The following is a 23,606-nucleotide window of genomic DNA, read 5'->3' on the forward strand; positions in this document are numbered from 1 at the left end:
GTGAACGTGTTTTAATATGAAATACACAAAAGGCTGCCTCAGCAGTCTTTTTTTATATCCGTTAAATATCTTCAAAAAGTCATGAAAAAGTTATAAATTTGCTGCCAAATGAATATTTCAGCATACATTTTAGAATATTTAAAACAATATGGAACTGTCACGGTTCCAGGCTTTGGGGTGTTTTCTCTGAAAAATTCTAAGGCTATTATCAATTCCGAAAACGGAAGTATCCTGCCTCCTGCAAGTCAGATTGAATTCGCAATTGACTATGAAGTACAGAATGAAGATCTTACTGTTTTCATTGCCCGTGAAAAGCAAATGTCTGTAGAGGCTTCCAGAAGTGATCTGAAGATACAAACTGATTTTTGGAAGAAAAAACTTCAGGCAGAGCAGGTTCTTGAAATTCAAAATCTGGGAACTGTCTTTATTGAAGAGGGACATACTCATTTCAAAGGGAAAAGAGTGGAAGCAGGACGTCCGGATTTCTTCGGGTTGGAAGAAATCAGATTCTCTGATATTAATAATGGTGAGAAGGTAAATACTTTCGAAAACCGCGAAAAAGACTATAAATTCAAGAAGACTATTCTCTGGTTCTTCCTGTTGATTATTCCAATTCTCGGTATTCTATACTTTGCATATACTCAACAGGAACTTCTCTTCGGTAAAAAGTCTTTTAATAAAGTATCAGTACAGACTTCTACCCACAGGATTGTAAAAGATACAGTAAAAGTTATGGTACATGCTCCTGAAACTCCGGTTTCAGATTCACTGAAGAAAGATTCATTGGTAAAACCTGTCGGAAAAGCCACGAAACCAGTTCCGGCTGCTCCAAAAAACACTAAGAATAAATGGCAAAAATAAAAACAGCGTCAGAATCCCTGACTATTATGACCAATATCGTTCTTCCGAACGAGACCAACTCTCTAAGAAACCTTTTTGGTGGTGAACTTTTAGCAAAAATGGACAGATGTGCTTCCATTTCTGCGGCAAGACATTGCGAAAGGAGAGTAGTAACAGCATCTGTGAACCATGTTTCATTCAATCATCCGATTCCTGAAGGAGGAGTTGTTGTTCTGGAATCTAAAGTTTCCAGAGCATTCTCTACTTCTATGGAGGTGTATGTAGATGTATGGTCAGATGATCCTATCAATCAGAAAAAATTCATACCAATTCAGGAATCTATACCTTTGTTGCGGTAGATGAATTCAACCGCCCGATTCCCATTCCGGATATGGTTCCGGAAACAGAAGATGAAAAAGAAAGATATGCAGCTGCCTTCCGTAGAAAAGAACTTTCACTAATTCTTTCCGGGAGAATGAAGCCTTTGGAATCTGTAGAACTTAAGAAATTATTCCAGGAGCCTGAAGAGCCTCAAACTTCTAAGAAGGATAAAAAATAAAACAACTGTTTTTATAAGAAAAAATGCTTTTAAACTTTGCTGAGTGCCAACGCCTTTGCGAGCTTAAAAGCATTTGTTGTTTATATATCTTAGCGTGACTCTGCGTTAAAATAATAACTATAGACGAATGTCTTAATTTTTAAATTCTTTATTAATATGAAAATTCTCCTTTTAGATAAAAATCACCCGCTTATTACTGAACAGCTTTTAGCTAAAAACTTTATGTTGGAAGAAGACTTTACGTCCACTTACGATGAGGTTTGTGATAAGATCAAAAACTATGATGGTATTATCATCAGAAGCCGTATTCCTTTAGATAAAAACTTTCTTGAAAAAGCGCAGAACCTGAAGTTTATTGCAAGAGTAGGGGCCGGCATGGAGAACATTGATATTCCTGTTGCTGAAAAATTAGGTATCCAATTAATCAACTCGCCGGAAGGAAACAGAGATTCAGTTGCAGAACATGTTGTAGGAATGCTTCTGGTATTGATGAACAGACTTTTCATTGCTTCTCAGGAAGTGAAAAATGGAATCTGGAAACGTGAAGAAAACAGAGGAGATGAACTGCTGGGGAAAACGGTAGGATTAATAGGATATGGAAATATGGGAAAAGCTACAGCCAAAAGACTTTCCGGTTTTGGGTGTAAAGTGATATTCCATGATATTCTTCCAGGTCTTTCCGATGAATTTGCCACTCAGGTTACATTGGATGAATTAAAACAGTCTGCAGAAGTATTAAGTCTGCATATTCCCCTGACTTCAGAAACTCACTATCTTGTTGATGAAACATTCATTTCTGAAATGGAAAATGACTTCTATTTTGTGAATACAGCGAGAGGAAAAAATGTAAAAACTAAAAGTTTAGTAGAAGGATTGAAATTAGGGAAAGTAAAAGGAGCTTGCCTGGATGTATTAGAATACGAAAAATCCTCTTTTGAGCACCTTGAAACAGAAAATGAAGACTTAAAATATCTTCTGGAATCAGAAAAAGCAATGGTAACTCCACATATTGCCGGGTGGACTCACCAGAGTAAAGAAAAACTGGCTCAATTTATTGTTGATAAGATTGTTGCCTCGCATTGTTAAGCGATAAATAATTTTACTGAGATGGCTGGGGAAGTAGTAATAATAGATACTTTTTCAGCCTTTTTTATGATCGTTACTTTTTGTTTTTTTCTCATTTATGTTAAATTATTCATAATGTCACCTTCATATTTATAATTTAATTTCGACTTTTATTAAATTGCCGCTCATTTTTGAATCTTATGAAGATGCGTAATCTAGTACTTGCTGTAACTGTTGCTTTATCCCTTTTTTCTTGTAAAAATAAATCTGAATCTAAAGAAGCTTCAGTTGAGAATACAACCAACCTTCCGAACTATGGGAATGTAGATTTGGGAAATGTGTTTACAAAAGCTGATGGACAGCTTTCGAATAAGGAATCGTTGACAGGTTATATAGACCAGTACTATAAAAAAATCTGGGAAGGCGGAGATCTTAGTGGTGGGATTCTAGTAGCTAAAGGTGACGAAATTTTATACGAAAACTATAGAGGTTTCGGGAGAGAAGGCAATCAGATGCCTATTGATAAAAATACACCTTTACACGTAGCTTCCGTTTCAAAAACATTGACGGCAATGGCCATGATGAAGCTTGTAGAAGCTGGGAAAATAAAACTTACCGATCATCTTACCCAATTCTTCCCAGGGTTTCCTTATCCTAATGTAACAGTCCAAACTTTATTAGACCAAAGAAGCGGATTACCCAAATACGAATACTTCATTACCAAAATACAACCTGCACCGGCAGAACTTTCCAAACAATTTATTACCAATCAGGATGTATTGAATATGATTATTAAATATAAACCGGACCTGGCAAGAGATACCGATACCGGATTTATGTATTGCAATACAAACTTTGCTTTATTGGCTTTATTGATCGAAAAAGTAACTCAAACTCCTTTTCCGCAGGCCATGAAAGAAATGGTATTCACACCATTGAAAATGACGAATACTTACATCTTTCAGGAAAAAGATATACCTACAGCTTCACAATCTTTCTACTATGGTGGAAATAAATTATATCCATTGGATAGATTAGATCTGATCTACGGTGACAAAAATGTCTATACCACACCGAGAGACCTGCTTAATTTTTCAAAAGCAATGTATTCAAAGGATTTTTTGAAGCCTGAACTGATGCAGATGGTATTTACCCCTTACAGCAATGAAAAAGCTGGAATGAACAATTATGGACTTGGCTTTAGGATGAAAATATTTGATAATGGTGAAAAACTGACGTATCATAACGGATGGTGGCATGGAACAAATTCAGTATTTGCCCATCTTTTAAAATCTAAAGTTACCATCGTAGCGATTGGAAATAAATATTCAGGTAAAGTTTATACAGCACTTGCTTTGTCAGGATTATTTGAGAATTTTCCTTTACAGCAGGAGAAACTTCAGACGGTAATGAACGATAGCAAAGATAGTTTGAACAGCGGACACGAAGTTTTTGGAGAATAATGTTTACTTTTGCTTAAACATTTTCATGAAAAGGTTTCTTTTATTATTTGTTATCAGTTTTCTTGTACATTCATGTGCAAGGGTAGGATCTCCTGTGGGAGGCCCTAAAGATACACTGGCCCCAAAATTTTTAAGTTCAAATATTGATACAACAAGGATTAATGTAAAAAGAGATATCCACGAACTTCGCCTGGATTTTGATGAATACGTAACCTTAAAGGACATCAATAAAAATCTTATTATTTCTCCGCCTATCAAGAATATCAAACGAATTCTTCCATCGAATATCGCAAATAAATTTGTTCTTATCCAATGGACTGATACGCTTCAGGCTAATACCACTTACAATTTCAATTTTGGAAATTCTATTGCGGATAATAATGAGGCCAATATTCTCAGGTATTTTAATTTCGCATTTTCTACAGGTGATAAACTGGATGATCTGTACATCAGTGGGGAAGTAAAAGATGCCATGCAGATCAAAAAGAAGACCGGTACTAATGAAAATAAGCTCGTAGTTGGGCTGTATCAGGTAAAAGATACCATGAACTACAAACAAAAACCTTATTATATTACCAAGGTAGATGACGATGGATATTACGAGCTGAATTACCTTTCTCCGGGAAAATATAAGATCATTGCTTTCGAAGATGAAAACGGAAACTCAATCTATGATCCTGGAAAGGAGAAAATTGGATTTAAGAAAGAAGTGGTTGATTTTGAGAAATCAATTTCGGGTTTAAATTTAAGTATTTATCCATCAAAGAAGCCTTTAAAGTATTTGGATATGAAAGAGATTTCTGGTGGGGTACTTATGACGTTTGAAGGACATCCTGAAGAAGTAAATGTTCAATCACTCAATGACAAACTTAAAGATATAAAAGTAACCCATACACCAAAATCAGATTCGGTGAGAATCTGGTTTGACGCGGTAAAGAGTAATGTAGGACAGGAAACTACTGAGAAGTTGTCATTTAGCCACAATATTGGTCCGAAAAAAGATACCGTATATTCTGTTTCTTTATTCTATAAATACAATAAGAAAAATACAATGGATGTTTTCAGCGATAATGGAGGTGGATCATTACCCCCAAAAACTGATTTTAAAATTTCATCCAATTACTTTATTGATAAGATTGATCCTTCAAAATGGAAATTGGCGGTGAAAGGAGATTCTTTGAATACTATTCCATTTACAGCTAAGATTTCAGAGACCAATCCTTATCAGATTCAGGTGAATTCTGATTTTATCAGTGGGAAAGATTATCAGCTTACAATTCCTAAAGAAACAGTTTCTTCTTTCTATGCAAAGAATGCCCAATCTAAACGTTTTGATTTCACCGTTGATAAAGTAGAGCAGTTTGGAAGCCTGGAGTTTACCCTTACTAATGCTCCCGCTTCTAACTATTGGATTCAGTTACTGGATTCTTCAGATAAAGTGGTATATCAGAAATATACCAAAGGAGATAAAGTAAAATTTGATCTTCTGAAACCTGAAGAATATGTTGTCAGAATATTAGTAGATAACAATAATGACAAGTATTGGGATGAAGCAGATTTTTCCACAGAAACTTTTGCAGAAGATGCCTATGTTTACTATAAAAAAGCTTTGGTAAAAGCATTATGGGAAACAAGAGAAGAATGGGATCTGAAAGATACCAGAACACTAGATAATCCTAAAGGAACAGCTCCAACGACTCCGGTCTCACCTCCTGTTTCTGACGAAAAAGAAAAAGCTGTAATACAGGAAAATAAAAAAGAGCTTAAATCTGCCAATGCAGTGATAACTCCGGTAAAATAGATTTATGAAGACGGCAAAAAAAATAGTCTTATGGACTTTGGTAATATTTGCGCTTATCCAGCTTATCCCCATTGATAGGGTGAATAAACCGGTTGATGCTAAGGTGAATTTTGTTCAGATGAAGCATACTCCGGAAAAGATAAGTACGCTTCTTAAAAATGCCTGCTATGACTGTCATTCAGATGAAACGGTATATCCTAACTATGCTTATGTGGCTCCTATTTCTTGGTCTGTAAAAAGCCATGTGAATGATGGGCGTCAACGACTTAATTTTTCTGTATGGGGAACCTATAATAAAGAATTAAAAGAGAATATGCTCGATAGGTCTATGGAGGCTCTTAAGCATAAAACAATGCCGCTTCCTGGTTATATTGTTTATCATAAAGAAGCTAAGCTTTCAGAAGCAGAAAGAACTCTGCTTAGCCAGTATTTTGAGGAAATGCTGAAATCTAAAACATACTGATTTAAAATATAATAATTCCCACAGATTACACAGATCATCACAGAGTTTATATCTGTGTAATTCGTGAAATCTGTGGGAAAATTATTTTCTTACCATAAAAAAGCTCCCGCAGATTTTACAAAATAAGCAGTGGATAAAACCCAATAATCTGCCGTATCTGCAAAATCTGCGAGAGCCTATATTACAAAAATTATTTCTTCAGGTAATCCTCAAAGAATCTCTTCTGAGAATCAAATGCAATCTCATCAAGGCTCAGTTCCTGTAAAGGAATCCATACCGCTTCAGAGATCTCTGAAAGTTCAAGATTTGCCTCAAACTTCTCCGAAACAGTATATTCATAAAAGAGATCAATGGTATTGTAATCAATTTCTTTATACTGATAGACGTTCGGAAGGCTGGTAAGGTATTTCAGATTAGAAATATTGATATCAAGCTGAAGTTCTTCAAAAAGCTCTCTTTTACAGGTTTCCTCTGCACTTTCTTTAGGGTCAACGAAACCTCCGGCCAGATCCAATTTCCCTCTTTTAGGGTCTCTGTTTCTTCGGGTAAGATAAATTTCGTCACCACATCTGATCACAACCGCTACTGCGCCTGCTACATTGTTATACAGTGTAAAACCACATTCGGGACAGCTCCATTTCTTTTCACCATCCCAATGTAAGGTCTCTTTGCCACAGCTTGGGCAATATTTCAATACTTTCATCTGTCTATAATTATTCTTCAAAGGTCAAAAGACCTTTAGCATCACTGAGCGATATTAATGTTTCTCGGGTGATAACTTAAGATAACATCCCTTAGTTCTTCTGTTTTCAGGTGAGTGTAAATCTCAGTGGTAGTAATGCTGGAGTGTCCCAGCATTTCCTGAATATAACGGAGATCTGCTCCATTCTGCAGCAAATGTGTTGCAAAAGAATGTCTGAAGGTGTGAGGAGAAATTTTCTTGTTCACTCCTGCTTTATCCGTAAGTTCTTTAATAATAAGGAATACGATAACTCTTGACATGGAAGTACCACTGGCTGTTCAAAAACAGAGTATCTTCATATTTCTTATTGATTTTTCCTTTTGAACGTACCTCTTTGATATAACTTTCCAGAAGTTCAGCTGTATAATCAGCTAAAGGCACAAAACGGGTTTTATTTCCCTTTCCGTTTACCTTAATATATTGTTCTTTAAAGTTAATATTGGAGATCTTAAGATCAATAAGTTCAGACACACGGAGTCCACAACCATAAAGTACCTCAATGATACACTGGTTTCTTTTTCCAAGATCTGTATTGACCTCAATGGCAGCAATGATTTTATTAATATCTGGCAGGCTTAACGTGTCCGGCAGATATAGTCCCAGTTTAGGACCTTCAAGTAACGCCGCAGGATTGTCTTCACGATATTCATCTTCCAGTAGAAATTTGAAGAAGGCTTTGATGGAAGATATCCACCTTGCCTGTGATCTCTCACTGAATTTCTGTTTAGAAAGATTGAAAATGTATTCCTGCAGGTTTTCGTAACCGATAGAATCTGGACCGACGTTTTCCAGATCTTCTTCTGCGTAATCTTTTAGTTTTTTAATGTCTCGAACATAGGCGTCGAGCGTGTTGTCTGAAAAATTTCTTTCGAAGCGAAGAAATATTTCAAAATCTTTGATCTTTTCATCCCAAGTCATTTGTGCTTATTTTTTTAGTTCACAGTCCGATATTTGTTCTATTTCAATGTTATGGCCTCTTAAAAACGATATCCCATCGTCATCCGAATACTCATTAATATACACCAGTCTTGCAATACCTGCCTGCAGGATTAGTTTACTGCATTCCTTGCAAGGCGACAATGTTAAATATAACGTTGCTCCTTTTGCTGATTGGGTAGAAGCCGCCAGCTTTAAAATAGCGTTGGCTTCTGCATGCAATACATACCAGTGCGTTTTACCTTCTCCATCTTCACAGCAGTTTTCGAATCCCATAGGAGTCCCGTTGTAACCATCTGAAATAATCATCCTATCTTTTACGATAAGAGCTCCTACCTGTTTTCTCTTACAGTAGGAGAGTTGCGCCCATTCCTGAGCCATTTTTAGATAAGCTTTATCAAACTTATTCATACCGCAGCATTAGTTTTTTCGAAATAATTTGGATTAAAATCTTTTGAAAGATTAGAAGTTCGGCTTTCTTTTCTCTAGGAAAGCAGTCACTCCTTCTTTCTTATCTGCCATTTCGAAAAGTTCTCCGAAATATTTAATTTCAGTTTCAAAACCTTTCTCCGTATCAGATAAATTTACGGCGTTTATAGCCTTGGATATTGCCATTGGTGAATTATGGGCAATAGTGTTCGCTAATTCTTTCGTTTTGGTTAATAATTCTTCAATAGGGTATACTTCATTTACCAGTCCGATCTCTTTTGCTTTTTGAGCAGGGATCATTTTGGCAGAGAAGATCATTTCGTTAGCAATACCTTTTCCGACAAGTTTGGGAAGCCTTTGAGTTCCTCCGTATCCAGGAATTAATCCCAGTGTTACTTCAGGAAGCCCTAATCTGGCGTTTTCCGATGCATATCTGATATGGCATGCCATGGCAAGCTCTAATCCTCCTCCTAATGCAAAACCGTTTATCGCAGCAATCACAGGTTTGGATAGATTTTCAATTTTGTTGAACAAAAAATTTTGTCCGTTTTTTGCAAGTTCCTCAGCTTTTTCCTGTCCGAAGTCGCTGAATTCCTTGATGTCAGCTCCAGCTACAAATGATTTTTCTCCACTGCCTGTAAGGATAATTACCCTGCAGGAAGTATCAGAATTAAGCTCATCTAAAGCAGTGCTGATCTCCTGAATAGTCTTTGCATTCAATGCATTTAAACTCTCAGGTCTGTTTATTGTAATGATAGATAATTTATCTTCCTTTTTTAATAATATATTTTCGTAACTCATTTTTCCACTTTAAAATATCATCCCTTGCAAATTATGAATTTTTTGCAAAAAAAAGGAAAAAATATTATTTTTTTTTCCTTTTTTTAATTTATTGTTCAATATGATTATTTTGAATGATTCATCATATTTGCATCAATATTTATATTTAGTTGTGAAGCTACTTTCATGCCAAGCTCAATATTGGCACGGAAAAAGTGACATAATTGTCTGTTGATAATCTCCTCTCTTTTAGGTCCGGTGATTCCCTTCATGCTGCCTACAATATTTTGAATTAGATTATTTCTGTCTTCAGCATTCATGGCTTTGGAATAAAGAAGCCCAGGTTGAGTATAGTGATCGCTGTCGTTATCATTTCTGTTGTAATTGGCAACATGAGCGCTATCTAATTCATATTCATAGTTTTTGTAAGAGACATCCGGTTGGATATCATCAAAACTATTAGGGTGGTAATTCGGCTTATCCTGATATTGGCTGGAATCGGCCATATAACCGTCTCTTTGGTAATTGTTAATGGCAAAAGGACATCTGTTTACTTCCAATTGATGTGAGTTTACTCCCACTCTGTATCGGTGGGCATCCGGGTAAGAGAATAATCTTCCCTGAAGCATTTTGTCTGGAGAAAAACTGATTCCGTTGATAAGACTGCTTGGTGAGAATGTAGATTGCTCAACATGGGCAAAATAATTGACAGGAACTTCATTAAGCTCCATTTCTCCTACTTCAATCAGTGGGAAATCATCGTGGAACCAAACTTTTGTTACATCAAAAGGGTTCCATCTGAAATCTTTTGCTTGCTCTTCGGTCATTACCTGAATATACATGGTCCATTTCGGGAAGTCTCCATTTTCGATAGCATTGCAAAGGTCTTCCTGCGCAAAGTCCGGGTTTTCCCCTGCCATTTTTACAGCATCTTCATCGGTAAAGTTTTTCACTCCCTGTTTTGTTTTGAAGTGGAATTTTACCCATACTCTTTCATTTTGATCATTAATCATGGAGAAAGTATGAGATCCGAAGCCATGCATATGTCTGTAGCCATAAGGAGTTCCTCTGTCTGACATTAATATAAGAACCTGATGAAGTGATTCTGGGTTTAAGCTCCAGAAGTCCCACATCATGGTAGCGCTTTTTAAATTGGTTTTTGGGAGTCTTTTTTGGGTGTGAATAAAATCCGGGAATTTTTTAGCATCCTTAATAAAGAATACTGGAGTATTATTTCCTACAAGATCCCAGTTTCCGTCTTCAGTATAAAATTTTAAGGCAAATCCTCTAGGGTCTCTTGCCGTATCTGCACTTCCTTTTTCGCCACCCACTGTAGAAAAACGGGCAAACATTCTGCAGGAGTTTCCTACTTTTGAGAATAATTTAGCCTTGGTGTATTGGCTAATGTCATGTGTTACTGTAAAAGTTCCGTATGCTCCGCTTCCTTTAGCATGTACAATTCTTTCAGGGATCCTTTCCCTAACGAAGTGTGCAAGATTCTCCTGAAGAACAAAATCTTGCAGCAATACCGGGCCTCTTGGTCCTACCGTCTGGGAATCCTGATGCTCAAAATAAGGTGCACCGTTGCTTAACGTTAATTTTTTAGAATCCATATGTTGATGATTTGAATAGTTATTTTCGTATTTTCTAAATCGAAGTGTAAAGGTACTAATTATCAAATTTACTTGAATTTTTAATTGCTAATAACAAAAACGTTATATCTTTGTAATAGATAATATTAATCAAATGAACATTCAACAATTGGAGTATCTTATCGCGGTTGATAAGTATAAACATTTTGGTAAAGCAGCTCAGGCATGCTTCATTACCCAGCCTACCTTAAGTGCCATGATACAGAAATTTGAAGATGAATTGGATGTGAAGGTTTTCGACAGAACTACACACCCGATCCGTACCACAGATGTAGGTCTTCAGATCATCGATCAGGCGAAGGTGATTATAGAATCTGTCAATGAGTTGAAAAACAAAGCTAACCTGTTGAATAACATTTTAGGAGGAACCATTAATCTCGGAATTATTCCTACCGTATCATCATTTATTTTACCTACTGAGATCTTCAAATTCCTTGAGGCGAATCCAAAGATTCAGATGAATGTAAAGGAAATGACTACGGATAATATTATTAAAGCTTTAAAAGCAGGAGAACTGGATGCGGGAATTATCTCTACTCCTTATGATACTGCGGATGAGTTTTACCAGGATTTCTTATTCAATGAGGAATTAATGATCTACAGCTCCAATACAGAAGCAAACAAAAAAAATTCTTACATTATTCCAGAAGAACTGAATGTAGAGAAGGTATGGTTGCTTGAAGAAGGAAACTGTTTGAGAAATCAGTTTGAAAATATCTGCCATCTGAAAGAAAATACTTTGAAACCTAAAAACTTAGATTTCTTGGCGTCTAATATCCAGACTTTGGTACATATGGTAGATAAAGTAGGGGGAATCAGTATTCTTCCTGAATTAGCATTAAGCCAGCTTTCTGAAGAACAGAAGCAAAATGTGTTCAGATTCAAAAAGCCTTTCCCATACAGAGAGATCAGCATCATTTATTATAAGCCGACTTTTAAGCAAAAGATTATTGACGAATTATCGCATTCTATCAAAAATTCTTTGGAACTTAAACTGAATTATCACGAAAGTCCGAAAGAATTTGTAAGCATAAAGCCTCAATAATCAAGAGGCTTTACAGTGATATAAATCATTAATTTAAAGAAAATTATAATTAGTAAACAAAAATTTTGAGTATTACGAAAATAGTGCTTAAATTTGCTGACGTTTACGAACGAGGAAAAATTTGACCTGATTGCAACCTCTATAAAAAAATGCTAAAACAGTATTCTTTTTTCTGGGCAATTGTTATTCTTATTTTTCTTCATAGTTATTTTTTAATCTAAAAAACAAAGAATAATATGTCTTATTTATTTACATCTGAATCAGTTTCAGAAGGACATCCGGATAAAATTGCCGACCAAATTTCCGATGCATTAATCGATCATTTCTTAGCATACGATAAAAATTCAAAAGTAGCATGTGAAACTCTTGTAACTACCGGACAGGTGGTATTGGCAGGAGAAGTAAAATCTGATGCTTACCTTGATGTTCAGACGATTGCCAGAGAAGTAATCAACGGAATAGGGTATACAAAAGGTGAATATATGTTCAATGGAGATTCTTGTGGAGTAATCTCTGCAATCCATGAGCAGTCTCCGGATATCAACCAGGGTGTTGACAGAGCGGTAAATGATGAGTCTTTCGAAGCTAAAGCAAATGCTCAGGGAGCTGGTGACCAGGGGATGATGTTTGGTTATGCTACCAATGAGACGGCTAACTATATGCCTCTTGCTTTGGATCTTGCACACACAATCCTTAAAGAACTTTCTGCCATCAGAAGAGAAAATAAAGAGATTGCTTATTTACGTCCTGATGCAAAAAGCCAGGTAACGATTGAGTATTCTGATGATCACAAACCAATCAGAATTGATTCTATTGTGGTTTCTACCCAACATGATGACTTCGGAACAGAAGAAGAAATGCTGAACAAAATCCGTGAAGATATCAAGAACATCCTTGTTCCTAGAGTTGTTGCTCAGCAGACTGAGGAGATCAAAGCTCTATTCAACGATCAGATCAAATATCACATCAATCCTACAGGTAAATTCGTAATCGGTGGTCCTCACGGAGATACAGGTCTTACAGGTAGAAAAATCATCGTTGATACTTACGGTGGTAAAGGAGCTCACGGTGGTGGTGCTTTCTCTGGAAAAGATCCTTCAAAAGTAGACAGAAGTGCTGCTTATGCAACAAGACACATTGCTAAAAATCTTGTAGCAGCTGGTGTTGCTGATGAAGTTTTAGTACAGGTTTCTTACGCAATCGGAGTAGCTGAACCATGTGGTTTATACATTAATACTTACGGAACGGCTAAAGTTGATCTTCACGATGGAGAAATCGCTAAAAAAGTGTCTACAATCTTTGATTTAAGACCTTACGCTATTGAGCAGAACTTAAAATTAAGAAACCCTATTTATCAGGAAACAGCTTCTTACGGACACATGGGTAAAGAGCACTATGTAGCTGATAAAACATTCAACAAAGGTCACAAAAATGAGCTTACGTTGGAAGGTCTTGAGTTCTTTACTTGGGAAAAACTAGATAAAGTAGACGAAATTAAAGCCGCTTTTGGTATTTAATTTTTTCTCTGACTAAATATTATGAACTGCTTTGCCTTCCGGTAAGGCAGTTTTTTTTAATTTTACACCTTAATAAATTGAAAGATGATGAATTTTCGAACTGCAGTTGCCATTCTATCCCTGTTTTTACTGAGTACATTGGTGAAAGCCCAATATACCATGCATAAAATGATCAGTGTAGGATATACCTATCAGAACCAAAGCTTTGGGGAAGTGGGCGGAAAGCTGCTTTTTCTTAAAAATGATGATGTAATTTACAGATTGGGTGGTTCTGCCTTAATGGGCGTAGCAGACTCAAAATTTGCTATTATGCCTAAGCTGCAGGCAGACGTTTTACTTAATTTTGAGAAGAATGTGGATTTCTATCACTCTTACTATTTGTTAATGGGAGCAGAAGGGACCAACAAATATATTGCTCCCAAAATAGGGGTTACCTTATTTGGAATGCTTGATCTTACCGGAGGCTATGCTTTCCCTATCGGAGATGCCCGATTAAACGGAAAAGAAATGAAAGGGTTGAATATTAATTTTACATTAAATATCCCTACTGTATTCATTCATGACATGTTTAAATGATTTTTTTTAAATTTTTATAGCGAAAATTTAATAATTGCTTAACAGTTATTAAAAAATTATTATATTTACGTCATAATATAATTGTACCGCCTATCGAAGAGACTCTACTCTGAAGAACTGCTTTGTATATACAGCAAAAACTGGATCTTGTATCTGGGCGATAGCTGGGCTGCAAACATTATATTGAGAAGAGTTATGAAATCAAAATCGGATAGTTTACTAATTTCGCTTTACCAGAAAGGTGACGAGGGCGCATTATCAACCCTTATTCACCGCCATCAGAGAGAACTGTTTACATTCATTTTTTACAAAATAAATGATGAAGATTTAGCCAATGATATTTTTCAGGATACATTCATGAAAATCATTGTAATGCTAAAAGAAGGACGTTACAACGAAGAGGGTAAATTTATCCTTTGGGCCAAAAGAATCTCACACAACCTTATCATTGATCATTTCAGAGCAAAAGCAAAGAATATCAAAGTTTCAGAAACAACTTTTGAAACGGATGAATATTCTATTTTTGACCTGATCAGAGAACCTTCTGAGAATATTGAAGATCAGCTGGTGACCAATCAGATTCAAGAAGATCTGTTGAGAATGCTGCAATTTCTTCCATTAAATCAGCAGGAAGTCATTAAATTAAGGTTTTTTGACGGATTAAGTTTTAAGGAAATCGCCGATCATACTGATATGAGTATTAACACCACATTAGGCAGAGTAAGATATGCGCTGATCAACCTGAGAAAAATCATGGATGAAAATAACATAATATTAACCAGATAGATAATATTTTGTAAAATTTCACGTTTTTAAGGAAAACATATTACGCTTATGAAAAAAAATGACTCCTTAAAAGTGAAAACTTTGAAACCTAAAAAACAAACCATTGATTTTCTGCTCAATTTTTCTAAAAGCCTTGAAATTGTGAAAAGCAAGAGCAAGAATTATCCTATTACAAAAAATTAAAATTATTAACTTTGTGCTGTATGAAAATGCAGCACGTTTTTTTTGACCTGGACAATACACTCTGGGATCATCGCAGAAATGCCTATCTGGCCATCAAAGAACTTTTCGAAAAACAGGAAATCCATTCGAAGTATAATATCGACTTTGAAGAGTTTCATGCTGTCTACCATGATATCAACGAAGAATTATGGGAAAAGATCAGAGATGGGATTATAGGCAAAGAGTATTTGAGAGAACACCGTTTTTATGACTCCTTCATGCATTTTGGAGTAGATAATAAAGAACTTTCGCTTTATTTTGAAGAGAATTTTCTGGATAATATTGTAAGTCATAATGAATTGGTAGAAGGGGCAGAAGATGTCCTTGAATATTTGAAGTCGAAGAACTATAAACTTCATATTATTTCTAACGGCTTTCAGGAGGTAACCGAAAGAAAATGCACCCTTTCCGGTATTGCCCCTTATTTTGAAACCATCACCAGCGCAGATGCTGTAGGAGTAAGGAAGCCAAATCCAAAGATTTTTGAATACTCCCTTGGGCTTTCTGAAGCGAAGAAAGAAGAAAGTATCATGATTGGTGATGACTGGATTGCTGATGCTCTGGGAGGAAGAGATTTCGGAATGGATGCTATCTTCTTTGATGTATACAAAGAGGATAAAAAAGCGGACGGATTAAAAGCTATTACCCATCTTCAACAGATTAAGGAATACTTATAAAATTTGTAAGACTATTTAGTCTCATATGAGAGCCATTAAGTTCATCTTAATGGCTTTTTTGTTTAAAAATATTCAGATAATGCAGAAGAATAGGCATCTGCTAATCTGTGGATAAAAATGATACAACATTATCCACAAACTTTATTTTACATCCTGATTTTCTACAAATTAAGTTTTTCCCAATTCTTTCCTAAATTGATTTGGAACTTTGCTCCATAATAATGACAGAAAAATTTAATATTATGAAAAATGTAAAGAAAATCACAGGAGTATTTATGTTAATCTTCTTATTAATTGGAGGTTTAATTTCAGCACAGGACAGAGCGATTAATCCTAATCATTTACCTAAGACCGCTAAAACTTTTCTTGCAGGCCATTTTAAAGGCATTCCGGTTTCATCTGCTATTGAAGATAGAGAAATTTATGGGGTTGATGAATATAAAGTGTATTTCAATAATGGAATGAAAGCCGAATTTGATAGCAACGGAAATTGGAAAGAAGTAGATGGCAATCACCAAAAGATTCCTTACGGTTTCATTCCTGCTTCTATTAAAAACTACAGCAGCAGAAACTTCCCGAATACATATATCGTAAAGGTAGAAAAGAAGAGATGGTCTTATAAAGCAGAGCTTTCCAACGGATTAGAACTGGAGTTCGATCGAAACGGGAATTTTAAAAAAATTGATGACTAAACTTATTTAAGATTAACAATAAAATTTTAAGGTTATGGTAAACTGGAATTTAATAAACAGTGATGGAAGAAAAACTTCTTCCGCTAAGATTAGAAAGAGTATTGTGTCTTTTATGACAAAGCATCATCCATGTAGTGTGGTTGATTCTATTGAGAAAAAATATAATGCTTATAAAATTCATCTGATGAATGGCTTATGCCTTATTTTTGATGCAGATGGACGTTACATAAAAACGAATTAATGATTGATGAAGAAAAGCTGGAGAGAAGGGAATAAGGGGTATGTATACATCATTGATATACTTTGCATCATTTATCAACTGGTCCTTATTCTAACAATGTTTGGATATTAATTAACCCTCAGTTCCTAGACTTTCTCCGTGTTATTCAGTAATTTCCTATATTTGATAGAAGTTATCCAAGCAGAAGAGCCTATGAAGATTTTAATAGTAGAAGATGAACCGGACCTAAGGGATACTGTGCAGAAATTTTTGGAAGCAGAGCAGTTTATTGTAGAATATGCAGAAAATTACAGTTCCGGGCTGGAAAAGATTATTTCCTATGAATATGACTGCATTCTTCTGGATATTATGCTGCCTGACGGAAATGGGATAGATCTCTTGCGTGAAATTAAAAAGATGCATAAAAAAGATCCGGTGATCATTCTTTCTGCTAAAGACTCTGTGGATGATAAAGTGACCGGACTGGAAATAGGAGCAGATGATTATCTGGCAAAACCTTTTCACCTTGCAGAACTGATGGCTAGGATAAGGTCTGTGATCAGAAGGAAAAACCAGGATGGTGAGAATATCATCAGGTATAAAAACATCTGTATTGATCCGGAAAACAGAAATGTTAAGGTAGGAAACGAAGAACTGGTGCTTAACCGTAAAGAATATGATCTTTTATACTACTTTGTTATTCATCCGGAAAAAACGTTGCAGAAAACCACTCTTGCAGAGGCTATCTGGGGAGATTATATCGATCAGGCAGACAGTCTTGATTTTATTTACTCACAAATTAAAAATCTTCGTAAAAAACTGAAAACACTCAATGCAGAAGCTGATTTTCAGGCGGTTTACGGGATAGGATATAAATTCGTCTGATGAAGGTTTCCCTAAAATATTATACGATAAAATACCTTATCATGATCCTGCTGCTGATTATAGCGGTTTGGGCTGGGTTATTTTATGCCTATATTCTGGATGAAGTACATGATAATGTAGATGACGGACTAAAGGATAGGAAGATACAGATCATCAAGGCGGTATATCTTAATCCGCAGCTACTGAAGAATAATGATTTTGGTTTTAACGAGTTTAAGGTCATACCTATTACAGCCGGAGAATATCAAAACAAAAGCAGGCTCTATAACAAGATGTATTATATGGAGTATGATGATAAAGACCAGCCCTATCGTGTATTGGAGGCGGATTTCATCGATCAGTATAAAAATCATCAGAGACTTGTGATCAGGACTTCCACGGTGGAAGAAGATGAGCTGATTTATGACCTTACAACAGCTTTAATCGTTCTTTATATTCTTTTGGTGGTAAGTATTGTTGCAGTTAATAGCTATCTTTTGAATAAGGCAATGCGGCCATTCTATCAGATCCTAAATAAATTGAAGAAATACCAGTTTGGGATTCCTTTTTCTCAGGAAGAGCAGAATTATTCCATCAAAGAGTTTGAGGAACTGAATGTAGAAATCAACGAGATGATCGATCGTAATGAGCTTGTTTTCTACCAGCAAAAGCAGTTTATTGAAAATGCTTCTCATGAACTTCAGACACCGCTCGCGATTGTTATTAATAAAATTGACCTTCTGATTCAGAATGAAAACCTTGATAAAAAGAATCTGACCTTTCTCACGGAAGTTAAAAATGATCTGAGAAGGATGGTAGGTTTGAATAAATCCTTGCTAATGCTTTCCAAGATTGAGAACAGCCAGTTTAATGCATTGTCAGAAGTTGACTTTAATACAATGATTAATAATCTTGTGCAGAATTATGAAGATTTTATTGCCTTTAAAAATGTAGAAGTCAATGTTATTGAGAAGGGAATATTTAAAGCAGAATTTAACCAGGATCTTGCAGATATTCTTTTGTCTAATCTTCTTAAAAATGCTGTGAAATACAACAATGAAGAAGGAACTTTAAATATTTTTATTGAGAACAACAGAATCATCTTCCAAAATAGCGGGATGAAGGAAGCATTAGATAAATCCAGAATTTTTAACCGTTTTTATAAACAGAGCTCAGACCACGCCTCTACAGGTTTAGGATTATCTATTATTAAGACGATCATCAAACAGTATTCAGGTTGGGATATTACTTATGAGTTTGAAGATCAAATGCATTATTTCATTCTTACTAAAAATAAAATATCATAAAAATAATCGGCTGGCTCAATTCTGAGCCAGCCGATTTCTTATAGATAAAGTTTAGAATTAATATCCTAAGCTTGTTCTTACTCTTTTAAGCGTTTCCAGAGCAACAGGTCTTGTTTTCGCTGCCCCTTCTTGAAGTTTAGCCTCCAGTTCATCAAGGTTGTTCATATAATAATTGAACACTTCTCTTTCTTTCTCAAAACGAACTAAGATAAGGTCTAAAAGCTCTTTTTTAGCATGGCCGTATCCGAAGTTACCTGCCAAATATTTAGCTCTTAATTCTTCAGTCTGCTCAGGAGTTGCAATCAGTTCATAAATCTGGAATGTCTTATCAGTTTCCGGGTCTTTAGGCTCTTCTAAGGACTTAGAATCAGATTCAATACTCATCACCTGTTTCTTTAATTCCTTTTCAGGTAAGAAGATATTGATAATGTTTCCTCTTGATTTAGACATTTTCTGCCCATCTGTTCCCGGAACATATTTTGTGTCTTCCTGAAGTTCAGATTGTGGCAATACAAAAACTTCACCCATTTGGTTATTAAACCTTGAAGCTACATCTCTTGCGATTTCCAAATGCTGAAGCTGATCTTTCCCAACAGGAACAATTTCTGCATCGTATAATAAAATATCAGCAGCCATCAAAATAGGGTAGGTAAACAAACCTGCATTTACATCCTGAAGTCTGTCAGCCTTATCCTTAAATGAATGCGCTAATGTTAATCTTTGATAAGGAAAAAAACATGATAAATGCCAAGATAGTTCACAGGTTTCAGCGATATCACTTTGTCTGTAGAAAAATGTTTTTTCGGTATCTAATCCACAAGCAAGCCAAGCCGCAGCAATCTCGTAGGTATTCTGTCTTAAAGTCTGCGCATCCTTAATCTGTGTAAGCGTATGAAGATTCGCAATAAATAAAAATGATTCATTTCCTTCCTGCTTAGAAAGTTCAATCGCAGGAATAATAGCCCCTAATAAATTTCCAAGATGGGGTGTTCCGGTGGCTTGAATGCCGGTAAGAATTCTTGACATTTGTTTAAAATTTATATTTAAAAATTAATGAATTACAAATTTACGCAAAATTACCTTCTAATTGCGTTATCGTATTCGATTCCTACTCTTTTCTTTAATGAAAAATGCTGGATCAATAAACTTAATTTTTTAATTCAATTTTATAGATAAAAGTAAGAACCTTGAAATGCCATAGGGTTAAAGTCTGTTCTGCTGATATAATATCATTTTCGGAACCAATAATCAGACAATCACGAAAAGGACGTATAAATTGTGACCAATACTCACCTTTAGAATCTTTAAGTAAAAAATAAAAGCCAGCATCACCAAATTTTTTTCCTGAAGAATCTAAAATCAGTTCTCCATTTTTACCAACACTAGGAGTCATCAATACGGTTGCATTCCCATTGGGTAAAGGAAATACAGCCTTTACGCAAGTTTTTCCTGATGGCAAATTGCTGATGCCGTAAACTCCGGAATAGATAACTTGTCCATTCGATTCAACAGAACGAAACCAAAACGTGTATTTTATTTCATTAGTCTTTGGGTCGATGAGGTTGATGATTTCGCTTTTTAGAGATTCTGAGCTGTGAATGTTTTCTGTAGGAATGTTCAGTTGATTAATTCTATTACTGAATAATTTATTAATTAAAATTCCAAAAAACTTAAAATAGGGATTCCATTCTATAGAAAAATTTAAGGTGTGATTGGAGGTGTTTTCATAGAAGTCAATCACATTTTTGGATAAATTTGAGAATTCAGTTTCAGATAAGTTAAGCTTTAACATTGAAGGAATAATACCTCTTGCTTCTGAGCCTTCATCCACAATTAAATTTTCTTTTTCTGCAAATTGATGAATAAAATCTTTACTCATTGGATTCAAATTACCAAAAGGCCCCATCAACCAGAGAGAATCTTCAGGCTTAATTTTTCTTCCGCGCAGAATTACCCATTGTTGAGTCAGCCAATCCTGGAAGTTCTGTATTGGAGCAAATCTCATTTTAGTTGTTTTTGAGATTTGGAATAATGTTGCGTTGCCCATTCCATTCCCCAAATTCTGAAATAGGTTTAAAGCGCAACGTTGTAAATTCGAAATGAAAATCTTTTCGATCTCTTTCTTTCATTGCGGCGGTGTGCCTTTCTGGTTTTGGAACTTTGCTGTGTCCATGAACCATATCAGTCATTTCTTTTTGATTTTTCCAAATTGAAAAAGTGGAAACGGTATTAGGGAATTTGATGGAAGCCAAAGACAAGGTCGTTGCCGGATGGTCCCGAACCAATTTTTCAACCGGTCTTCCCCAATGAATAAATCTGGGGATTTGTAAAAATTTCATTCTGGCAATGGTGACTGCAACGACTGGCGAATCCGGATTTTCAAATTCTGCGGTTTCATCAGGAATTTCAAACTTGTTGAATTTCCCCCATTTTCTCATAAAAGTTAATCTTGTGTGCCAGCCTTTAGATAAAATTTTTCCTAAACTGTCTTTAGCTAAAAAATTTTCGATATCATTTTCACTTTCCCATTGTGCGAATACAGCGATTTGTCTTATCAACATTCGAGAGGGTGAAAAAATAGGAGAGCCTAGCGTCATCACCGTCATAATTTCTGCGTGAATTAACCCTGGGATATTTCTTGAATTTGGTGAAGAAAAAAGGATTCTGAGTGCAGAAAGGTAATCTGTTTTTACTAAATGATAGGTGAAGACACTCATTTTTTATGATTGTATTTGTTTTTAATACTAAGGAATAATAATCTTTTCCCCACCAAATTTCGGCTCCACTCCTAAAATTAAATCCCAATATACTTTAGCTTTCGCAAGATACTCTCTTAAATTGGTCTTTAACCCTGCATATTTGTTTACATCTTCTGCATTATACCCAAAGGCTTGTATTCCATTTTTCTGAGCAAGAAAGACTGCTCTTTCGTTGTGGAACTTCTGAGAGATAATCGTAAGTTGGGTCTGTCCGAAAATATCCTTAGCTCTTACCACAGAATCTAAAGTTCGAAAACCTGCATGATCAAGGAAAATTTTGTTCTGTGGAATACCTTGTTGTATCAGTGCAATCTGCATATCTTCAGGTTCATTATAATCTTTGCTGCTGTTATCACCACTTACGATGATGTATTGAACCTTTCCGCTTTTATACAGATCGGTAGCTGCCTTGATTCTGTTATAGAAATAAGCATTCGGCATTCCGTTGCTTAAAGTTTTTCCGGTTCCAAGTAGTAAGGCTGTTTTTGCTGTCGGTACATCAGCAATATTATAAGATACAGAAGCAGCACTTTCCTTTTTAATGCTGTAATTTGCCCAGGCAATAAAAATAATTCCTGCAACCAGAAGAAGCAGGAAAGATTTTAAAATATTTTTGATTGTTTTTCTCATTCGAAATACATCTGTTAGAATTCAAGTCCGTTCGGGAAAGCTTTTTTTCTGAAGATTAAAAGGAAAGCTGCTCCTACAGTAATGGCTGAATCGGCAACATTGAAAATATATTTAAAGAATTCAATATGTTTTCCTCCAATGATAGGCCAGCTGTCTGGCACATACCAATCTACTACCGGGAAGTGAAGCATATCTACCACACAACCTTTCATAAAAGTGGAATAGCCTTGCCCAAAAGGAACAAATTTTGAAACTCCGCCATACCCAATCCATCGGTCGGTGCTGGCATCATAAACCGTTCCGCTGTCGAAGATCATTCCGTAGAACATTCCATCAATAAGGTTTCCGATAGCTCCAGCGAAAATAATGGCCATTGGAACTAAAAGATAGTTGGAAGCTCCTTCTTTCAACCATTTTTTAAACATGTAAACCATTCCTCCAATCAGAAAGATTCTTAGGATCACAAGGAAATATTTTCCAATAATTCCGCCAAAATGAAAGCCATAAGCCATTCCTGGGTTTTCAACAAAGGTTTTATTGAAGAAACCTTCTATAACAGGAATGCTCTCATTCAGCTCAAAATGAGTTTTAATGTAAATTTTTGAAGCCTGGTCTATCAATAATACCAAAAAGGTGATAGCTAAGATCTTTTTCATTACTCTCCTTTAGGTTTTGAAGGTTTTGAAGCAGGCCTTACGTTTTTATTATCGCTTGCTTTCTTAACCACTTTTTGTCCGTTATATGAACTTTTCACATGAGCTTTCTCAAACTTAATGTTCATTTCTTTCAAAACACCTTTCAGTGCGCTAAGTTCCATTGCATTTTTTGGATGTACTATGATTGATTCCATTTCTTAGTATTTAAATTTTTACATTTTGGACAACTCGTCAAGTCTTTTCCGGTCTTTTTCTGAAAGGTCATTGATTCCGTTTTTGCCCATCTTACTCAAAAGTTTATCTATTTCTTTCTCCCGTTCGCGTTTATCAGAATTAAACTGATCATCAATGGTGTAGTAGGTGTGCTTTTTGGGAGAAAATCTGTTTCTGATCCATTCCCTATTAAAAAAAGCCAATGTTCCTGCCACAATGATTACCAAAATTAAAACTTCGCTCATGGGTATACATTAAAAATTAGGTTTATAAAGTATCCGGAGATACTATATAAACCCAATATTATTTTACAAACCTTACGGCTATTTCTGCATGTTTTTCGCTTCGATGCTTAGAGTAGCATGAGGAACGGCTAAAAGTCTTTCCTTAGGAATCAGTTTTCCTGTTACTCTACAAACACCGTAAGTCTTGTTTTCGATTCTGATTAAAGCATTCTTCAGATCACGGACGAATTTTTCCTGTCTTCCTGCAAGAATAGAGTTCTGCTCTTTGCTTAAAGTCTCAGCACCTTCCTCAAATGCTTTGAAGGTAGGTGAAGTATCATCAGTCCCGTTATTCTGGTCATTGATGAAACTTTCTCTGATGAGCTGAAGATCTTTCTCCGCCTTTTCTATTTTTTCTTTTATGATCGCTCTAAATTCCTGTAAATCAGCATCGCTGTATCTAACTCTTTCGTCTGACATATTCTTTC

The 23,606-nt window shown here is 35.6% G+C and carries 26 protein-coding genes and 2 pseudogenes; 15 read left to right on the forward strand and 13 right to left on the reverse strand.

The window, feature by feature from the left end:
• Positions 1-108 precede the first annotated feature (108 nt).
• The 6 genes and pseudogenes from H5J24_RS25005 (at position 109) to H5J24_RS25030 (ending at position 6,191) form a co-directional block, all read left to right on the forward strand.
• On the forward strand, positions 109-861 hold the full coding sequence (locus tag H5J24_RS25005) for an HU domain-containing protein (RefSeq protein ID WP_068939203.1): 753 nt from the start codon (positions 109-111) through the stop codon (positions 859-861).
• Positions 849-1,399, forward strand: a pseudogene (locus H5J24_RS25010) (acyl-CoA thioesterase). The gene H5J24_RS25005 and the pseudogene H5J24_RS25010 overlap by 13 nt, the downstream one beginning before the upstream one ends.
• Positions 1,400-1,555: 156 nt before the next feature.
• Positions 1,556-2,485 (forward strand): 2-hydroxyacid dehydrogenase, encoded by a 930-nt coding sequence (locus H5J24_RS25015; protein ID WP_068939208.1) that lies wholly within the window; start codon positions 1,556-1,558, stop codon positions 2,483-2,485.
• Positions 2,486-2,664: 179 nt separating this feature from the next.
• On the forward strand, positions 2,665-3,927 hold the full coding sequence (locus tag H5J24_RS25020) for a serine hydrolase domain-containing protein (protein WP_068939210.1): 1,263 nt from the start codon (positions 2,665-2,667) through the stop codon (positions 3,925-3,927).
• Positions 3,928-3,952: 25 nt separating this feature from the next.
• Positions 3,953-5,728, forward strand: coding sequence for an Ig-like domain-containing domain (locus H5J24_RS25025; protein ID WP_068939212.1), 1,776 nt, complete (start codon positions 3,953-3,955; stop codon positions 5,726-5,728).
• Between the two features lie 4 nt (positions 5,729-5,732).
• Complete coding sequence (locus tag H5J24_RS25030; RefSeq protein ID WP_068939214.1) at positions 5,733-6,191, forward strand: heme-binding domain-containing protein; 459 nt, start codon at positions 5,733-5,735, stop codon at positions 6,189-6,191.
• Positions 6,192-6,381: 190 nt separating this feature from the next.
• On the opposite strand, the gene H5J24_RS25035 is transcribed toward H5J24_RS25030, so the two are convergent.
• The 5 genes and pseudogenes from H5J24_RS25035 to H5J24_RS25055 all read right to left on the reverse strand — a co-directional run bounded on the left by H5J24_RS25035 (position 6,382) and on the right by H5J24_RS25055 (position 10,691).
• Positions 6,382-6,894, reverse strand: coding sequence for an NUDIX hydrolase (locus H5J24_RS25035; protein ID WP_068939216.1), 513 nt, complete (start codon positions 6,892-6,894; stop codon positions 6,382-6,384).
• A 41-nt stretch (positions 6,895-6,935) separates the two neighbouring features.
• Positions 6,936-7,851: pseudogene (gene xerD / locus H5J24_RS25040) on the reverse strand (site-specific tyrosine recombinase XerD).
• 6 nt (positions 7,852-7,857) lie between these two features.
• On the reverse strand, positions 7,858-8,280 hold the full coding sequence (locus H5J24_RS25045; RefSeq protein ID WP_068939220.1) for a deoxycytidylate deaminase: 423 nt from the start codon (positions 8,278-8,280) through the stop codon (positions 7,858-7,860).
• Between the two features lie 51 nt (positions 8,281-8,331).
• A complete protein-coding gene (locus H5J24_RS25050; RefSeq protein WP_068939223.1) occupies positions 8,332-9,099 on the reverse strand; it encodes an enoyl-CoA hydratase/isomerase family protein in 768 nt (255 codons plus the stop codon).
• 104 nt (positions 9,100-9,203) lie between these two features.
• Positions 9,204-10,691, reverse strand: a complete 1,488-nt coding sequence (locus H5J24_RS25055) for a catalase (protein ID WP_068939225.1) — start codon at positions 10,689-10,691, stop codon at positions 9,204-9,206.
• Positions 10,692-10,824: 133 nt separating this feature from the next.
• On the opposite strand from H5J24_RS25055, the gene H5J24_RS25060 reads away from it, so the two are divergent.
• The 9 genes from H5J24_RS25060 (at position 10,825) to H5J24_RS25100 (ending at position 18,636) form a co-directional block, all read left to right on the forward strand.
• The gene (locus tag H5J24_RS25060; protein WP_068939227.1) at positions 10,825-11,775 is read left to right on the forward strand and encodes a LysR substrate-binding domain-containing protein; all 951 of its coding nucleotides are present in this window, start codon (positions 10,825-10,827) and stop codon (positions 11,773-11,775) included.
• 236 nt (positions 11,776-12,011) lie between these two features.
• Complete coding sequence (gene metK / locus H5J24_RS25065; protein ID WP_068939229.1) at positions 12,012-13,292, forward strand: methionine adenosyltransferase; 1,281 nt, start codon at positions 12,012-12,014, stop codon at positions 13,290-13,292.
• Between the two features lie 84 nt (positions 13,293-13,376).
• The gene (locus H5J24_RS25070) at positions 13,377-13,868 is read left to right on the forward strand and encodes a hypothetical protein (protein ID WP_068939232.1); all 492 of its coding nucleotides are present in this window, start codon (positions 13,377-13,379) and stop codon (positions 13,866-13,868) included.
• 195 nt (positions 13,869-14,063) lie between these two features.
• Entirely contained in the window at positions 14,064-14,654 is a 591-nt protein-coding gene (locus tag H5J24_RS25075) for an RNA polymerase sigma factor (RefSeq protein ID WP_068939383.1), read from the forward strand.
• 203 nt (positions 14,655-14,857) lie between these two features.
• A complete protein-coding gene (locus tag H5J24_RS25080) occupies positions 14,858-15,553 on the forward strand; it encodes a YjjG family noncanonical pyrimidine nucleotidase (RefSeq protein WP_068939233.1) in 696 nt (231 codons plus the stop codon).
• A gap of 242 nt (positions 15,554-15,795) precedes the next feature.
• Complete coding sequence (locus H5J24_RS25085; protein ID WP_068939385.1) at positions 15,796-16,245, forward strand: PepSY-like domain-containing protein; 450 nt, start codon at positions 15,796-15,798, stop codon at positions 16,243-16,245.
• A 34-nt stretch (positions 16,246-16,279) separates the two neighbouring features.
• Entirely contained in the window at positions 16,280-16,486 is a 207-nt protein-coding gene (locus tag H5J24_RS25090; RefSeq protein ID WP_068939235.1) for a PepSY-like domain-containing protein, read from the forward strand.
• Between the two features lie 192 nt (positions 16,487-16,678).
• Positions 16,679-17,350, forward strand: coding sequence for a response regulator transcription factor (locus H5J24_RS25095; RefSeq protein WP_068939239.1), 672 nt, complete (start codon positions 16,679-16,681; stop codon positions 17,348-17,350).
• Complete coding sequence (locus H5J24_RS25100) at positions 17,350-18,636, forward strand: sensor histidine kinase (protein ID WP_068939241.1); 1,287 nt, start codon at positions 17,350-17,352, stop codon at positions 18,634-18,636. The genes H5J24_RS25095 and H5J24_RS25100 overlap by 1 nt, the downstream gene beginning before the upstream one ends.
• A gap of 57 nt (positions 18,637-18,693) precedes the next feature.
• Here the strand turns inward: H5J24_RS25100 and trpS are convergent, their stop codons facing one another.
• The 8 genes from trpS to H5J24_RS25140 all read right to left on the reverse strand — a co-directional run bounded on the left by trpS (position 18,694) and on the right by H5J24_RS25140 (position 23,598).
• Complete coding sequence (gene trpS, locus H5J24_RS25105) at positions 18,694-19,662, reverse strand: tryptophan--tRNA ligase (protein WP_068939243.1); 969 nt, start codon at positions 19,660-19,662, stop codon at positions 18,694-18,696.
• 121 nt (positions 19,663-19,783) lie between these two features.
• Complete coding sequence (locus H5J24_RS25110) at positions 19,784-20,641, reverse strand: hypothetical protein (RefSeq protein ID WP_068939387.1); 858 nt, start codon at positions 20,639-20,641, stop codon at positions 19,784-19,786.
• A 1-nt stretch (position 20,642) separates the two neighbouring features.
• Entirely contained in the window at positions 20,643-21,353 is a 711-nt protein-coding gene (locus H5J24_RS25115; RefSeq protein WP_068939245.1) for a hypothetical protein, read from the reverse strand.
• A 27-nt stretch (positions 21,354-21,380) separates the two neighbouring features.
• Positions 21,381-22,025 carry a SanA/YdcF family protein gene (locus H5J24_RS25120; RefSeq protein ID WP_068939250.1) on the reverse strand — a complete coding sequence of 215 codons (645 nt, stop codon included), beginning with the start codon at positions 22,023-22,025 and terminating at the stop codon, positions 21,381-21,383.
• 14 nt (positions 22,026-22,039) lie between these two features.
• Complete coding sequence (locus tag H5J24_RS25125) at positions 22,040-22,681, reverse strand: lipoprotein signal peptidase (protein WP_045501324.1); 642 nt, start codon at positions 22,679-22,681, stop codon at positions 22,040-22,042.
• Complete coding sequence (locus H5J24_RS25130; protein WP_068939251.1) at positions 22,681-22,875, reverse strand: DUF2683 family protein; 195 nt, start codon at positions 22,873-22,875, stop codon at positions 22,681-22,683. Before H5J24_RS25130 ends, H5J24_RS25125 begins: the two co-directional genes overlap by 1 nt.
• Before the next feature lie 18 nt (positions 22,876-22,893).
• On the reverse strand, positions 22,894-23,139 hold the full coding sequence (locus tag H5J24_RS25135) for a DUF6576 domain-containing protein (RefSeq protein ID WP_068939252.1): 246 nt from the start codon (positions 23,137-23,139) through the stop codon (positions 22,894-22,896).
• 78 nt (positions 23,140-23,217) lie between these two features.
• Complete coding sequence (locus H5J24_RS25140) at positions 23,218-23,598, reverse strand: TraR/DksA family transcriptional regulator (protein ID WP_045501318.1); 381 nt, start codon at positions 23,596-23,598, stop codon at positions 23,218-23,220.
• Positions 23,599-23,606: the final 8 nt, after the last annotated feature.

This window comes from Chryseobacterium capnotolerans, from assembly GCF_021278965.1.
GTDB classification, from domain to species: Bacteria; Bacteroidota; Bacteroidia; order Flavobacteriales; family Weeksellaceae; genus Chryseobacterium; species Chryseobacterium capnotolerans.